Raw genomic sequence first — 15,610 nt, forward strand, 5'->3', positions numbered from 1 at the left:
TAACCGCTGCCGGTGATAGCGCGTTTAGCCTTTGATAATGATCGTTCCGACCACTTGGTCGCCTTTATTATTAATAGCGCCTTGGTCAACCTCAAAGCCTAAGGCTTGAACTTCGCGGCGAAATTTTTCAAGAGATTCAAAGTTACTGGCTACCGATTGCATGCGCAACTCAGTGCGCGTAGCATCATAACGAATTGACTGCGGCGTAACACCGGTGTTGGCAAAAGATGGACTCATTTGAGTGAGCATCACTAACATTGAGATACCACCGCCACCTTGTTCCAGACGTGCCATTTCATTTCTAATCGCAACTTCTTTATTTCTTGATTTGGGTAACTCAGGAAAGCCTTGATTAATACTGCTTTGTAAGCTCGTTTCAATATTTTGGCGTTGGCTTTTAATTGAGTTTAATTCAACCGTTTTACTGACTAAGTTGACACACAAGGCGACGGCCGCGAGCACGGCAGCAAGGCGCCATTTGTCCCACTGGGCCGTGGTTTTTCGTTTAAGCGCAAAATCGCCTTGTAGTAAATTAAAGTTAGCGTCTAAAGCGCCGTCCAACAATAGTTGCATCGGCAGCTTATCGTAGTTTGCTGTTAACGTTGGAGCGTCGCTTTTAGCTTCCTCCGCGGTATCAGTTTGTGCAAAAAATGCTTCTAAATACTCAATCTGCTGTTGCTCTGAATATGTAACCACCGACTGTGGTTTGGCGTTTAATTGTCTTTCTAAAAGCACCGAGGTCCAACTTTTTTCACCCTGATATCCAGTCCATTCATCGGCCCTAACAATAAATGCAGATTGCTCATGACGACCTAAACTTAATAAGCTAATGGTGTTTTTTGAATAAGGCAGAGCGAGCGTATCGGGAACCAGTAAATCGCAATATAAGTCAGCTTGTTTTAGTGCGTCTTGCCAAAATTCAAGTTGTTCACGCAAAACCACGGCTACTTGCTGGGAATCACCGATGCGTTTGCCGAATGCAAAAAATGACTTTGCGATGTCTGACGCAACTTCGTCTTCCAACATAAAAGGGATCGCGTTTAGCACTTTTCGATTTGCTCTAGCGGGTAATTGCACGGTTTTTAATACCACATCACAACCAGGCACAATACACACCACTTCAGCATGAGGTGCGCGTTCTTTTAGTTGTGCTAAAGCGTCAATATTAGGCAGTTCACCTGATGCAATGATTTCTTTTTCAGTATCAGACCATACCAACCAGTGAACAGGGTCGTGGGCTGTTGAACCCAAACGGATCGCTAGTTTTTCCATTAATTAATGCCTCCAAATTCTCTACTTATCACGCTAACGCTTCCACTATCGCCATCGAGTTTAAAAATGCTGGTCATTTTAAACGTCGCATTATTGTAACGGGTTTTAGTCAATAGCATGAAATAATTTGTTTTTAAAACAAACCACTTTTTCTGATCATCGGTTAGTTGTTTGGCCATAATTTCTGGTTCAGAGAAAAAGTCGTTGGTATTTGCAAATCCATCCAGTGGACGCGATGCTATAATGCGTTTTGCGGCATCCACCGTAATATTCAGGATGGCGCCAAGTACGTGCGCATTCTCTTCTGTTACGGTGTTAATATTTATTTCCATGATGTTAAATGCTAAATCAGGAATAACACAAACATGCGGTAGTAAATTACGCAGATCACTCATTTCAATGCCATTAATTAAACGTAATTCCGATTTATTTGTCATTAATGCATTTGCTGCGACATAGGGGAAACGCAATGACTCATACTCTGCGTCCTCAGCGCCATAACCGGTAATATCGCCGTCGGCATCAAGCCAATCAATGAGTGAATCGCGCACTGTGTCAGCGGTAAATGAGTCAACATCGTCGATGCTTAAAAGCATGAGCTTATAAAAAGCTTGAGCCGTGCCGTTTGCTGCTTTGTTTGGATCTTGTGGTTCCTGAGGTTGAGGCAGGCTCAATGTGTTTAAATTAAAACAAGACTGCAAGTCAACTAATTCAGCTTGAATGCCACCACCATCAATTGGGTACTCAAATACTTGAGCCCAAGGTTGACCTAAATTCATACTATCAGGCGACAAGGTCATGAGTTGGTTCAACGATTTTTCGGCAAATTGCTCGGCGCCAACGGCATACCAATAGGCTTGATTGTTGTCTTTGATGTTTACTGTTCTGGCTATGTTGAGTTGTAATCGCGCCATCATTTCAGTGGCTAGGACGCTCACAATAGCGACAATAAGTAAAATAACTAAAAGGGCAATGCCGCGTTGTGATCTAGCTTGCAGGTTTGATAAATACTTGCGCTGCACGTTGGCTCGATTTAGCTTCATCGACGCACCTTAAATTCGCGTCGAATTTCGCCGTAGACTTCCGATTTAATAATAATGGCAACTGCAATAGGGAGTTCATCAACCGACTTTGCTTCTTCCCATTCAAATGATTTTTTATCAAATTTTTCTAAAAATTCGAAGCTTACTGATTCAACCCCTTCGAGCAAAACGCGCACTTTGGGCTCAAAACCAATCGCATTATCAACATAAGTCGAATATAAACGCTGAAGTTCTTTGTTCTGCGTTCTGTAGGCGACCGATTGTAATGTACTTCTGCGTAAGGTTAATTGTGGATTATGCCAACCTGAACGCACAAAGCCTAAACCGTCGCTTTCACTTTCAAAGGCGAACCTACCGGCAAATACTAAGGTGTCTGATACTTCGCCTTCTAGTCTGGTCTTACGTGGTACCATTTGCAAAAAGTCGCGCTCAATAATCAGCATGGCCCGTTGCATTGCCTGCAGTGATTGCATGCGTTGGTCTGATAAGTCGTTTTTAGCCGAAACTGCGGTCAACATAGCAACGGAACCTACCGCAATCAACGCAAAAATAGCCATCGCAACAAGAATTTCAATCAGTGTAAAACCCGATTGCTTAGTATTTATTGGGTGTTTATTGAGTCTACCCATTAGACTTCGCTACATAGGTAGTGACTGAAAGAATAGTGCCTTTATATTCAGGGTCATTGCCCACAGAGATGATAATCGCCTTGAGCTTTTCGTCGGTAGTAGCTTGCACTTCTTGTTTCCAATACCAAGTTCGGTTCAGCATGTCGACGCTGCCACGTTCATTATTTTTTGGTGGCCAAGTGTTTTCAGACTGCAATGTCGCGCGTGTCAATTGATTGTTAGCTACCCAAGTGGCAAAGGTCATTTCCTCGAGCTTGCCGACAGAATTGATGTGCTCAGTCGTGGTTTTAATAATAGCGGCGCCAGCAACGGCAAAAATAAACATAGCGACCATGACTTCGAGTAGCGTAAAACCAGCTTGTTGAGGCTTAAACTGAACACCTTTTGCACAGGTTAATACTTTACTCATTGCTGCATGTCCTCTGGCACAATACGTTCTATTGGAGTTACGTCTTTGGCTCGTAATGTAAAGGTAATAGGGCCCTCGTTGCTGAATGTGTCCTCAAACGTAATTGTTAATTCAAATGGCGTAAGGTCACCACTTGAAAGCAAAAATAGTTGCGGTGGCGGCGGCACAATGTCCTCTTCATTGCCTATTTCAACACCGTCGTCACTGACGCTTAATTCTTCGTCAAATAGGCTACGGTCAAATAGTTGCTCTTCTTGCTGCCATGGCAAGTCGTCGAGGAAAAGCTGAAGTGTCATGTCCTCGGGCAATTGATAGCTTTCAAACAGTTTTTGCCCGGCTAACTCTACCCAGTCGTCGTCATCATCGAGGGCAACATAGGTATAGGTGTTTTCTTCTTCATCGATACGAATGCCCAGTTGAACCTGATTCAATATGGCGTAGTCACTGGCCATATCAAATACGACTTGAAAGCGTTTTGCTTGTTGGTTGACTTTGTCGTAGTTGTTGGTGCCAAGAGCAGTATAGGAAACAACAGAGATCATTAGACCCATCAGTGCAAGTACGAGCATTATTTCGATGAGTGTAAAACCTGTTTGCTGCTTGCGCACGTTATCCCTCGCTTTTATTAAGTCGATTTTTTTACTGAAGATAATCGTTGATATTCCAAGTACCAATATCATCGTCGGTACCTTCTTCCATATCGGGTCCAAAAGAATAAATGTCAACGATATCGATTTCGCCGGGACTAAGCAGTTGATACGGATTCCCCCAAGGGTCAAGCGGTAGACGTTTGATAAAGCCTTCGTTCGGGTAATTTCTTGGAATAGGTTCAATGGTAGGCATGGTTACCAACGCGTCTAACCCTTGCTCTGTGGTCGGAAAACGATTGGTGCGTAGCTTAAACATTTCCAGTTGACCTTCGAGCGTTTGAATATCAACAGCCGCCTTTTTGATCTGAGCTGTGCCTTGGTTTTCGAAAATCTGTGGTGCCACAAATGCAGCCATCATACCGATAATAAAAAGTACCACCATAATTTCGATTAAGGTAAAACCCAACTCATGCTTTGTGCCGTTGCGAGTTGCCTGTTTGCGTTCATTTAACGCCATAACACGTGCCTGATTACTCATAAAAATTACCTCTTAGACTAAACTGTTTAATGCCAATATAGGCATTAGAATTGCCATTACTATAAATAGTACAACACCGGCCATAACAACAATCAGCACGGGCTCGAATATTTTCAGAGAGATGCTCACGGTCGACTCAAACTCTCTATCTTGGTTGTCGGCGGCTCGCGCTAACATTTGTTGTAACTCGCCAGAACGCTCACCGGATGCAATCATATGCATCATCATTGGTGGAAAAATTTTGGCATGGTCCAACGCGCTTCTTAAGCTCGATCCTTCTTTTACCTTTGAGGCTGCCTCTTTGACTGCGCCTTTAAGGTGAAGGTTTTCTAACACGTTGCCTGCAATGCGCATTGATTCTAATAAAGGCACAGCACTGGCGGTTAATATGCTCAATGTGCGAGCAAATCTTGCAGTGTTGGTGCTCCTTGTCAAACGACCAACAAAGGGCATACGTAATAATTTCTTATCATATTTTAATCGTATGCGAGGGATAGTTAATAGTTTCGCCACTAAAAATATAATTAGCACAAACAAAATAGCCGCATAAATTCCGTAGTTTTGCACCGCGTTACTGATGGTAATAAGAACGTTGGTGATGGTGGGTAACTCTTGTCCCATTTGATCAAACTGGCCAACAATAGTAGGGACGACTTGCACTAACAACATAATCACAACGGCAACAGCAACAGTCATCATTATTAAGGGGTAGACCAAGGCTTGAATAATCTGATTACGCGTTTTTTCTCTATTTTCAGTGTATTGGGCGAGTCGGTTTAGTACGGTATCCAAGTGTCCAGATTTTTCACCTGCGGCGACCATGGCGCGAAATAGGTTATCAAAAACATAAGGAAATTCAGATAATGCTTCGGCAAATCCGTGGCCTTCGACCACTTTGCTGCGCACCGCCATCATCATGTTTTTATGACGTGGTTTTTCGCACTGCTCAGCAACGGCGAGTAAGGCTTCTTCAATGGGCAAAGCTGACTCAATCAACGTCGCCATTTGACGTGTTAATAAGGCCAGTTCACTGGCCGAAATCTTAGCTTTAAATAATGAGAAGGAGGCCTGATTCTTCTTCTCTTGCTCAGCTACTTGCTCAACTTCAAGTGGAATAAAACCCTGCTCACGAATTTGTTGGCGGATTTGGCGGGCGTTATCGCCTTCCAATACACCGTTTTTGGATTTTCCATTGGCATCCATGGCCTTATATGCGAAGGCTGCCATATTATTCCTCTCTGGTAACTCGTAATACTTCCTCTAAAGAAGTGACTCCGAGTAATACTTTGTCGCAGCCATCTTGACGAATAGAAGGAGTGGTTTTGCGTATGTGCTTTTCAATCGCTTGCTCACCCTTGCCTTCGTGCATCATTTCGCGGATACGTTCATCAACGATCAACTGTTCATGAATACCGGTTCGGCCTCGGTAGCCAGTGTGGTTGCAAGCAGTGCAACCAACGGGGCGATATATAACCACTTGTTCGCCATTCGCAATATTCAATGTTTCGCGCTCAGTAACGGTTGGTTCGTGAGGCTTCTTACATTCCTTGCACAATTTGCGAACTAGGCGTTGTGACAACACTGACAATAAACTACTCGATAACAAAAACGGCTCAATGCCCATGTCTTCTAAGCGAGTAATGGCGCCAGCCGCGGTATTTGTATGCAACGTTGACAATACCAAGTGGCCGGTTAAACTTGCTTGTACCGCAATTTGTGCTGTTTCAAAATCACGTATTTCACCGACCATAACCACATCAGGATCTTGGCGTAGTATGGCTCTTAAGCCTCTTGCAAACGTCATGTCAACACGCGGGTTAACTTGTGTTTGACCAATACCTTCCAAGTCGAATTCAATCGGATCTTCAACCGTAAGAATGTTGCGGTCTTTAGAATTTATCTCGCTTAAACCGGCATATAGCGTGGTACTTTTACCTGAGCCTGTGGGGCCGGTGACCAACATGATGCCATGTGGTTTGCGAATAAGACCAGAGAAGTGAATGCGATTATCTAGGGTCATGCCCAAGTCTTGTAAATCAAGACGCGCATTATTTTTATCGAGTAAGCGCAATACCACACGTTCGCCATGACTCGAGGGCATAGTGGATACACGCACATCAACTGCACGTCCTGCGATCCGCAAGCTTATACGCCCATCTTGGGGTACACGTTTTTCAGCGATATCCATTTTTGACATGACTTTAATACGCGACACCAACATAGAAGACATTTTGCGGTGAGGACGTAATATTTCACGCAACACGCCATCAACACGGAAGCGAACGACTAACTGATTTTCAAAGGTCTCGATGTGAATATCAGAAGCACCTTCTTTAATTGCTTCCCCAAGCATGGCGTTAATAAGGCGAATAATCGGTGCGTCGCCTTCACTTTCAAGTAAGTCTTCTGTGTCGGGTAAGTCTTCGGCTAATGATAGCAAATCGCTTTCGTTACCTAAGTCTTCCATTAACTGTTTGGCGGCACTTGAATCGCGCTGAAAGCTACTGGTCAGCAATTCTTCAAAACGGTTTTCAGCAATTTCTTCAAGCACAAAGGTTTGCTTTAGAAAGCGTCGAACTTCAGCAAATACAGACAATTCGGTGCTTGGCGTATGGTAGACCTTAACCGGTTCGTGCGCCGACTCGACTAACACTTTAAAGCGTTTGGCAAAGCTAAATGGCAGTTGCAGTGCAGCTAAGGGTTCAGCTTCTTCAATTGCGCCTTGCGTAACCTCGTCGGTAACGAGTGCCTCGGTTTCTACTAAACTAAGATCATTGATAACGTCCGACATCGCTAATCGTTACCTTGTTTGGCTTTCTTTTCTTCGTCTCGCAAGTAAGTATCAAAAGAAGGCGGTAAAGTCATCGAGTCATCCCATGCAGGTAACGCAGGCCCTTCGGTGAATGGCATTAATGGTACACCTTCAGATTGACGTTTTAACTGCTCTGCACGAATATAATTATACTTTTGTAAGCTAATTTTATTTGAGGTGATACCGTCTCGTATGATGGTAGGACGAATAAATACCATCAAATTACGTTTGCGCTTGCTCACTGTTGTTGACTTAAATAAGTGGCCAAGAATGGGTATATCGCCTAGTAAAGGCACTTTAGAAATACTTTCTTGAACGTCCTCATCAATTAGGCCGCCCAACACAATTGTACCGCCATCATCCACAATAACCGTGGTTTTGATTTCACGCTTATTAATTGAAATATCAACCGAGGTTGCACCAGATACACTGGATACTTCTTGTTCTATTTGCAATTGAATAGCGTCACCTTCGTTAATTTGCGGCGTCACTTTGAGTTTAATACCAACATCTTGACGCGTAACTTGTTGGAATGGGTTAGCGTTATTCGAGCCGGTAGCAGAGCCAGTAATGATTGGCACTTCTTGGCCGACTATAAAAAAGGCCTCCTCGTTATCCATCGTGGTTAAGTGCGGTGTTGCTAGGATATTAGAATTGGTGTCTGTGCTGACCGCTTGCACAACGGCGCCCCAACCATTGTTGACAACGCCAGCAAGCAAACCATTAGCACCGCCAAGTAAGGCAGCAAGTGGCGCATAGTTACCTTCTACAGTAGTGGTTGTTGCCACTGTGTCAGCATTTGAATTAGTCGTAAAGCCTTTCACTTCAGTACTTTCTGCTTCACGCAAAGCAACGCCGAGTGAACCAACACCAATGACACCATTCGTAAATTGTGTACCTCCGCCTTCTTCTGATACCCACTGTACACCTAATGTAGTGCCGTCGCCTTCGAATACTTCAACGATAATCGCTTCAACTTGCACTTGTGCACGACGTACATCGAGTCTGCGTATAACGTCTTCAAGTGAGCGCATCATGTCGGGCTCAGCAGTGATCACCAATGAGTTAGAGTCTTCATGCGAATCGATACTGATATCACGATTGCTATTGCCACCGCGACGCTGGGTTGTGCTACCACCTTGGTTATCGGCCTGAATACCAGCGCTGACGCCTTGTAATACGTTGACTAAGTCTTCAGCTTTGGCGTAATTTAAGCTAATCACACGCGTATTGCCGTTGGTTTCCAATTCTTGATCCATGCGACTAACAAGGTTAATTAAGCGCTGACGCGCTTTTATATCGCCGCTGACAATGATGCTGTTTGTGCGGTCATCTGCGACCACACGAGGGTCTGATTTACCCACTCCACCGGCTGACTTACCTTGCGATTTATTAATACTTTCAATGATACGCACCATTTCGGTCGCAGACGCATATTTAAGTTTGATGACCTCTACTTCTTCATCACCAGCGCGGTCAACGCTTTCGATAATTTTTACTAAGCGGTTTACCACCGCCGCGCGTCCAGTTAGCATCATTACATTTGATGGGTCATGGCTCACCACGTTACCGCCACCGGCTTGGTCATTCAATTGACGAAGAATAGGTGCCAGTTCACGTACGGGCACATTGTATACTGGAAGCACTCGGGTAATCATTTCATCGCCCTTCAGAAGATCGCCATCGACGACGGGGATATTTGATGTTTTGGCGTCTTTTGAACGGACTATTTTGAGTATACCACTTGGCATCTCAACAACCGCGAAGTCATATACTTGCAGCACGTTCATGAAAAATTGATAGTATTGTTCTTCCGTCAATAAGTCGTAGCTACGAACGGTTATTTTACCGCGCACATTAGGGTCGACGATAATCGTCCGTTGCAGGTTTTTACCGACAATATTAATAAACTCAGTAATTTCGGTATTTTTAAAATTCGGACTATATTTCGTTGCGTAAGCATTACCGGCAACGAACAAGGTCGCTGCTATACTTGCAGCAATTGTCGTCATCTTTAAGAATTGACGAATGCTGGTGGTTCTTTGGCTGTCCTGCCTCATAATACGACCTTTTTAATTATTCTTCAGACGACGGAATGTCGATATCAAGTGACAAAGCCTCATCGCCCCTTAGCACTTCCATCTGCAGAAATTGTGCTTCTCTAAGAACGTTTATTGCTTCTAGTGATTGTGCTGGATCAGATAAATCCAATCCATTGATTTGGGTAATAACATCACCTGAGCGCAATCCGACATTACTGAAAAATTCAGCTTGTTTGCCGGGTGACACTTGATAGCCAATTAACGCTCCATTCGGTGCATGAGGTTTGATGGCAATAAAGTCGGTGAAGCTGGTTGGCGACTGATTAATTTGCTCGCGCATTTCCCTAACGCTAGCGGAAGACTGATCTGGATCACTGTCCGGCATTTGAAATTCAACAGGGCCTTGTGGGGTCTCAAATTCTTGCGCCTGTTGAGGGTACCCTTGTTGCCTAATTTGATTTGCTTCATTAAAATCAATGCCGTCTAGCATCAGTGTTTCGCGAGCCAAGCCGTTTTTGATAATTACGCGGTCAATATACAGTTGGTCTAACGTGGCATTGGTGCCATCAATCTTATCACCCACGCCATAAGTATTTTGTTTCCCATTGTTTTCTACAACGGCTGCCCCCACTTTTGGGTCAGTACTGGAAACTACGCCAGTCAGTGTGAGGTTTAATTTAGTTTCGGGTGCATCGGTGATCTCAGCTAACGCAGTGACAATCGGTTTTGCATCAGGGTTGCCAAATAAATTCAATTTAGTCAGTGGCGATATATCCAAACGAGATGCGGATTGGGCCGTCGAAGTGTTAGAATTGTTGAGCAGCCTCGATTGCGACGATTCAGGCTGCGGGACAAGTCGCCAAGTTAGTTCGGCTGCGAATGCGATAAGATATAGCGAGAGCAGCACAACAATCAAAAGTATGATTTTGTTTTGGTGCTGACTATACATTCGTAAAGCAGGTTGCAATGATAAATTGGTTACTGTCATTTTCTCTGTAATATTAATATTATGAACTGTAGCTGTGTGCATCATATCTAGTCATAAGGACCTGAACAATAGCTAAGCTCATAAGAGATACAATTTTTTACACTTAAAAATAACTGGTGATAGCTAAAAGACAATGAAAAAACAAAATAGTGCAAATACAAACAAAAAAAACGCCAGCCAAAATAATATAGCTAAGGCGGATCAAGACGCAAAAAATGTGCGAATTGATAAATGGTTATGGGCTGCACGGTTCTGTAAAACACGTGCGATTGCCAGAGAATTAGTGCAATCGGGCAAGGTTCAGTATAATAAACAGCGTTGTAAATCCAGCAAGTTGGTTGAGTTGGACGCGACAATTCAAATTCCAGCCGGTTTTGATCAAAAAATAGTAATAGTCAAAGAGGTTATCGGGCAACGTAGAAGCGCACAATTGGCGCAATTGCTGTATGAGGAGACAGCAGAGAGTATTGCACTTCGTGAAAAGAATGCAGTGGCCAGAAAATTAAGCATTTTTCATAGCCCAAGACCAGACGGTCGACCGGATAAGAAGCAGCGTCGACAAATTATTCAATTTAAACATCAGTAGATAGTTTATGACTTAAGTAGAGATTTATGACAGTTAAGCAAGACCAGTTAGATAGATTCTTATTTGAAGATCGCAATGTGCGCGGCGAATTAGTCAAATTGTGTGATAGTTATCAGGGTATTTTAGACTCTTATCATTATCCCGCTATTATTCAAGATCTTTTGGGTGAGCTAATGGCGGCTGCCTGTTTGTTAACCGCAACACTGAAATTTGAAGGCGAAGTGTCCCTGCAAATTCAAAGCGAAGGCTTGGTTAAATATGTGGTTATTAATGGCACACATGACCAAAAGTTACGCGGTGTTGCGCGCTGGAACGAACAATTTAAGTTGCCCTCTTGTTTTGCCGAGTTATTTAAAAAAGGCTATTTGGCTATTACATTAGCACCTAAAGATGGTGAACGTTATCAGGGTATTGTAGCGCTGGACAAGCCGACATTGGCCGAATGCTTAGAAGACTATTTTTTGCAATCTGAACAGTTACTAACAAAGGTGAGTTTGTTCACGCAACGTGATGACAACGGCGCTGTTGCCGGTGGTATGTTGTTGCAAGTGGTTCCTGAAAGTAGTGAAACATCTCAAGCCGGCGAAAACCCTGATTTTGAACATTTAGGTCACATGATGAACACGCTAAAAATTGAAGAATTATTTAGCTTGCCAACGGAAGATATTTTGCATCGCTTGTATCACGAAGAAAAAATACGTCTGTTCGACTCTCAGCCGGTTACTTTTAGTTGTGATTGCTCAAAAGAGCGCAGTGCCATTGCATTACAAAATGTGTCTAAAGCTGATTTGCTTGAGATTGTAGCTGAGGAAGGTGCTGTTGTGATGAATTGCCAGTTTTGTCATCAAGAATATCGTTTTGATGCGATTGATGTTGAAAATATACATGCCGACAACGTGGTGGTTGACGAACAAAGGCACTAATTGCCGGTGGCGTCATATTCAGTTGAATAAATATCGCCCCTGCTGCATTAATTAGGTGCAGATTTTGTGCTTATTTAACTTCATTCACGTAAGTTAAAATCATGTCGAAACACAAATAATATTTCAAGTTTTTAAGATGTAAAATATAAATATTATTGTTATATATCAGAGTGGTATATAACAATATTGTTTTGATTTACACGGCATTGCATTCGAAGTCAAAATGTACCATAATTATCCTTGGTTCAATATTGTTAATATAATGATTTAAAAATTCTAGAAGAAGTAAGATGTTAGCTTAATGATGGGCCGCCTGATTTTACTCAGTCTGAGTTAAAGGATATTTATCAGAACATAAATAGTTGAACTCATTCTTGCAATTAGATAATAGAAGAGAAAAACATGAAATGCGAATTTAGTGGCTTTCGAATTCCCTCAATACAATCACTGCCCAAAGAAGACTATGCTAGCAACCACAATGTGGATTGTAATGACAAAACCACCCGTCTTTTGAACTCCGAACGGGTGACTTTGTGAAAGGCTTTAACCCTCGTTTTACAGACTTACCGGACTACATCCTCAAGTGCACTGCTCAGATCTGGGAAGGTCGTGATATAGCTGCGCTTGATTGGCACTATGGTGAAAATCTTATGGTAAGAACTCCAGCAGGCATAAACCATGGCAGTGCTGCAGGAAAAGCAAACACTATGGCAGCGCTCAGTGAGTTTCCAGACCGTCAATTGCTAGGTGAAGATGTGATTTGGTGCGGCGATGACCAGTCAGGTTTTCTATCGTCTCATCGGATTGTATCAACGGCAACACACTGCGGCGGTTCCTTCGGCCCAGCAACCGGACGCCCTGTTACTTTTCGTACCATTGCCGACACATTCTGTCTCCAGAATAGGGTATGGGATGAATGGTTGATACGTGATAATGGGGCGATCGCCACACAATTAGGGCAGACTCCCCAAATAGCAGCCCAAGCTCAGATTGATTCAGGGGATCTAGCATTACCATTGACACCAAACTCCGACGTTGTTGGACCCTATACCAGTGCCGGCAACGACAATGAATGGGGACAAAAACATGCCGAGATATTAAAACAGGTCATGAATGCTGAATTTTCGATTATCGAAAACACCTATGATCGCGCTTGTCATCTGGCTTTACCTTGCGGCGTGGAGGCACATGGTACTTCTGCTGCTAAAGAATTTTATATTGGTTTACGCAGCGCACTTCCTTCAGCGATCTTTAAAATTGAACACCAAATTGGTCGCCACGACCAAATGCTAAGTCCGCGCAGTGCAATCCGTTGGTCCTTGACGGGAAAACATGAGGGTTATGGTCGCTATGGAGCGCCAACTGGCGCAGAGGTGCATGTTATGGGAGTCAGCCATGCTGAATTTGGGCCATGGGGTCTGCGTCGAGAAACAACCTTGATTGATGATATCGCTATCTGGAAACAAATATTGCTGCAAACCAGAGAACAGGGGTGAACGAGCCACTTCTTCTTCTACCGGGAATGATGTGTGACGCACGATTATTCGCTGCACAGATAAGTGAGTTTTCTGCAGACTATCCTGTAATGATCCCCGCTCTGACCGGGCAATCAACATTTGCAGCGCTGTCTAAAGATATTCTCGCTCATGCGCCGCCCCGATTTGCGCTTGCGGGTCTGTCGATGGGTGGCATTATCGCGATGGAAATTGTCCGTCAGGCACCGGAACGCGTTTCGCGCTTAGCTTTAATGGACACCAATCCTTTGGCTGAGCGAGCGACCCGCGCAACGGAGCGTGACGCGCAAATAGATCGCGTTCGTAATAATGGCTTGAGATTGGTAATGCGCGACGAGATGTTACCGAACTACTTAGCTGATAGCTCAAAAAATGCACATTTGCTCAATTTATGTATGGAAATGGCTGAAGCACTGGGCGAGGACGTTTTTACGCAACAATCCAGAGCCCTGCAGCAACGACCAGATCAGTGCGATACCTTGCGAGGAATCGATATGCCAACGCTAATCCTTTGTGGTGAACAGGATACTGTATGCCCGCTCGAAAGGCATGTGATGATGTGCGATTTGATTCCGGGGGCACGCCTCGCCGTCATTTCCGGTGCTGGTCATCTGCCAGTATTGGAACAATCCGAATTAACCAACAAAGAAATTAAATTATGGCTGAACACTTAGTACCCGATGATTTAATGACCCTTCATCAGTGATCCGTTCGCGCAGAATGGATTATTTTAGATCGATGGCTGCTGGACCGAGTCCATCGGCGGCTGTTATCCAAGATACGGACTATCCCAGTTGTATCGCCGGTTGGTGGGGTGAGGTGAACGTCGCCGTGCATAAAGGTTTAGGCCTCAAAGGTGCCATTACTAATGGCGTAATGCGCGATCTTGACGTGATCGATGACGGATTTCCAGTATTGGCAGGATCAATAGGGGTGAGTCATGGTTTCGTTCATGTGCTAGAAATCGGAACAGTCGTTAATATATTTGGTCTCACTGTGGCACAAGGTGAATTAATTCATGCCGATCGTCATGGTGCCCTAGTGATCCCCAGTGACGTGATCCCACATCTCAAAGCGGCAATAGAAACTGTTGTTTTCAACGAAGCTATCGTGCTCGAGCCAGCCCGTCAAAAAGACTTTAATATTGAAAAACTTGAATCGGCTTGGGCTAAGTTTGAAACACAAAGGACCTGAGGATATGCACAGCACACGTCCAAAGGTGTTAGTTACTCGTAAACTGCCAACGGTGGTGGAAGATCGTTTGCGTTTAACGTATGCAGTAACGCTTAATACGACTGACCAAGCTATGAGCAAAGCAGAGTTGTCAGTCGCGATGTCGAATTTTGATGCTTTGGTGTCAACAGTCAGCGATCCGCTCGATGCAAGTGTGCTGAAGGTCGGTGAACGTCAAGTTCAACTTATTGCTAACGTTGGCGTTGGCTATAACAACATCGATACTAAAACGGCAGGTGACGAAGGCATTACGGTTTCGAATACACCCGATGTTCTGACCGACGCAACAGCAGATATAGCGTTGCTATTGATACTGAGCGTGACACGCCGCGCCTATGCTGCAGAGCGCAAGTTGCGCGAAGGTCGATGGGAGGGATTTTCGCTTATAGACGGTTTAGGTAGAAGCATGCAGGGCAAAGTTATTGGTATTATCGGTATGGGGCGTATAGGTCAAGCGACGGCGCGCCGTGCATTATTTGCTTTAGGAATGAAGGTCGTCTTTTATAATCGTTCACCCATTACGAAACTCGATTTCGAGGCAACGCAAGTAGATACAATTGATCAAATTATGGCGTCGGCTGATGTAGTGTCGGTGCATGTGCCTGGCAGTAGGTCATCCCCTACGGTGACGGCAAAACATATTGCGCTACTTAAACCCACAGCTTATTTGATAAACACAGCTCGAGGCGACAGTATTGATCAAGCAGCATTAGTAGCAGCACTGGTCGAAAATCGAATCGCAGGCGCGGGCCTTGATGTTTACTTGGATGAACCTGTGGTACCTAACGAACTGCGCATTTTAGATAATGTTACGCTTTTGCCACATGTTGGTTCTGCAACCGAAGAAGTTCGTACCGCGATGGGAATGGTTGCGGCTGACAATTTGGATGCTTTCTTTTCGAACACATCATTGCCCAACAGAGTCGTATAACCGTTTTTAGAGTGAACTGCACTTGTTCTGTAGTAAAACTCGGTAGATATATTTATCTTGTAAAAATAACTTAAAGCGAGTTTCTCATGATGGCGTTGTT

Annotated in this window: 16 protein-coding genes; 6 read left to right on the plus strand and 10 right to left on the minus strand. The window is 44.0% G+C overall.

Going from position 1 to position 15,610, the window contains the following annotated elements; genetic code table 11:
- Positions 1–24: 24 nt before the first annotated feature.
- The 10 genes from gspL to gspC are packed head-to-tail and all read right to left on the minus strand — an operon-like array spanning position 25 to position 10,368.
- On the minus strand, positions 25–1,272 hold the full coding sequence (gene gspL, locus G399_RS0102450) for a type II secretion system protein GspL (protein ID WP_006009347.1): 1,248 nt from the start codon (positions 1,270–1,272) through the stop codon (positions 25–27).
- Positions 1,272–2,315, minus strand: a complete 1,044-nt coding sequence (gene gspK, locus G399_RS0102455) for a type II secretion system minor pseudopilin GspK (protein ID WP_006009350.1) — start codon at positions 2,313–2,315, stop codon at positions 1,272–1,274. The genes gspL and gspK overlap by 1 nt, the downstream gene beginning before the upstream one ends.
- Entirely contained in the window at positions 2,312–2,944 is a 633-nt protein-coding gene (gene gspJ / locus G399_RS0102460) for a type II secretion system minor pseudopilin GspJ (RefSeq protein ID WP_006009351.1), read from the minus strand. Before gspJ ends, gspK begins: the two co-directional genes overlap by 4 nt.
- Positions 2,937–3,353, minus strand: coding sequence for a type II secretion system minor pseudopilin GspI (gene gspI / locus G399_RS0102465; protein ID WP_006009354.1), 417 nt, complete (start codon positions 3,351–3,353; stop codon positions 2,937–2,939). The genes gspJ and gspI overlap by 8 nt, the downstream gene beginning before the upstream one ends.
- Positions 3,350–4,033, minus strand: coding sequence for a type II secretion system minor pseudopilin GspH (gspH, locus tag G399_RS0102470; RefSeq protein WP_006009355.1), 684 nt, complete (start codon positions 4,031–4,033; stop codon positions 3,350–3,352). The genes gspI and gspH overlap by 4 nt, the downstream gene beginning before the upstream one ends.
- Complete coding sequence (gspG, locus tag G399_RS0102475; RefSeq protein WP_051288465.1) at positions 3,993–4,460, minus strand: type II secretion system major pseudopilin GspG; 468 nt, start codon at positions 4,458–4,460, stop codon at positions 3,993–3,995. The genes gspH and gspG overlap by 41 nt, the downstream gene beginning before the upstream one ends.
- A gap of 33 nt (positions 4,461–4,493) precedes the next feature.
- A complete protein-coding gene (gene gspF, locus G399_RS0102480) occupies positions 4,494–5,708 on the minus strand; it encodes a type II secretion system inner membrane protein GspF (protein WP_006009357.1) in 1,215 nt (404 codons plus the stop codon).
- Position 5,709: 1 nt separating this feature from the next.
- Entirely contained in the window at positions 5,710–7,272 is a 1,563-nt protein-coding gene (gene gspE / locus G399_RS0102485; RefSeq protein WP_006009358.1) for a type II secretion system ATPase GspE, read from the minus strand.
- A gap of 2 nt (positions 7,273–7,274) precedes the next feature.
- Complete coding sequence (gene gspD / locus G399_RS0102490; RefSeq protein ID WP_006009359.1) at positions 7,275–9,353, minus strand: type II secretion system secretin GspD; 2,079 nt, start codon at positions 9,351–9,353, stop codon at positions 7,275–7,277.
- 16 nt (positions 9,354–9,369) lie between these two features.
- On the minus strand, positions 9,370–10,368 hold the full coding sequence (gene gspC / locus G399_RS0102495; protein WP_006009360.1) for a type II secretion system protein GspC: 999 nt from the start codon (positions 10,366–10,368) through the stop codon (positions 9,370–9,372).
- A gap of 88 nt (positions 10,369–10,456) precedes the next feature.
- On the opposite strand from gspC, the gene hslR reads away from it, so the two are divergent.
- The 6 genes from hslR (at position 10,457) to G399_RS0102525 (ending at position 15,510) form a co-directional block, all read left to right on the plus strand.
- Positions 10,457–10,909, plus strand: a complete 453-nt coding sequence (gene hslR, locus G399_RS0102500; RefSeq protein ID WP_006009361.1) for a ribosome-associated heat shock protein Hsp15 — start codon at positions 10,457–10,459, stop codon at positions 10,907–10,909.
- Positions 10,910–10,935: 26 nt separating this feature from the next.
- Positions 10,936–11,832, plus strand: coding sequence for an Hsp33 family molecular chaperone HslO (gene hslO, locus G399_RS0102505; protein ID WP_006009362.1), 897 nt, complete (start codon positions 10,936–10,938; stop codon positions 11,830–11,832).
- A gap of 533 nt (positions 11,833–12,365) precedes the next feature.
- The gene (locus G399_RS0102510; RefSeq protein ID WP_006009363.1) at positions 12,366–13,328 is read left to right on the plus strand and encodes a nuclear transport factor 2 family protein; all 963 of its coding nucleotides are present in this window, start codon (positions 12,366–12,368) and stop codon (positions 13,326–13,328) included.
- A complete protein-coding gene (locus G399_RS0102515) occupies positions 13,325–14,020 on the plus strand; it encodes an alpha/beta fold hydrolase (protein ID WP_026843387.1) in 696 nt (231 codons plus the stop codon). Before G399_RS0102510 ends, G399_RS0102515 begins: the two co-directional genes overlap by 4 nt.
- A 46-nt stretch (positions 14,021–14,066) precedes the next feature.
- Positions 14,067–14,540, plus strand: a complete 474-nt coding sequence (locus G399_RS20000; RefSeq protein ID WP_081585727.1) for an RraA family protein — start codon at positions 14,067–14,069, stop codon at positions 14,538–14,540.
- A gap of 4 nt (positions 14,541–14,544) precedes the next feature.
- A complete protein-coding gene (locus G399_RS0102525) occupies positions 14,545–15,510 on the plus strand; it encodes a 2-hydroxyacid dehydrogenase (protein ID WP_006009366.1) in 966 nt (321 codons plus the stop codon).
- Positions 15,511–15,610: the final 100 nt, after the last annotated feature.

Source organism: Brumicola pallidula DSM 14239 = ACAM 615, from assembly GCF_000428905.1.
Classification (GTDB): domain Bacteria; phylum Pseudomonadota; class Gammaproteobacteria; order Enterobacterales; family Alteromonadaceae; genus Glaciecola; species Glaciecola pallidula.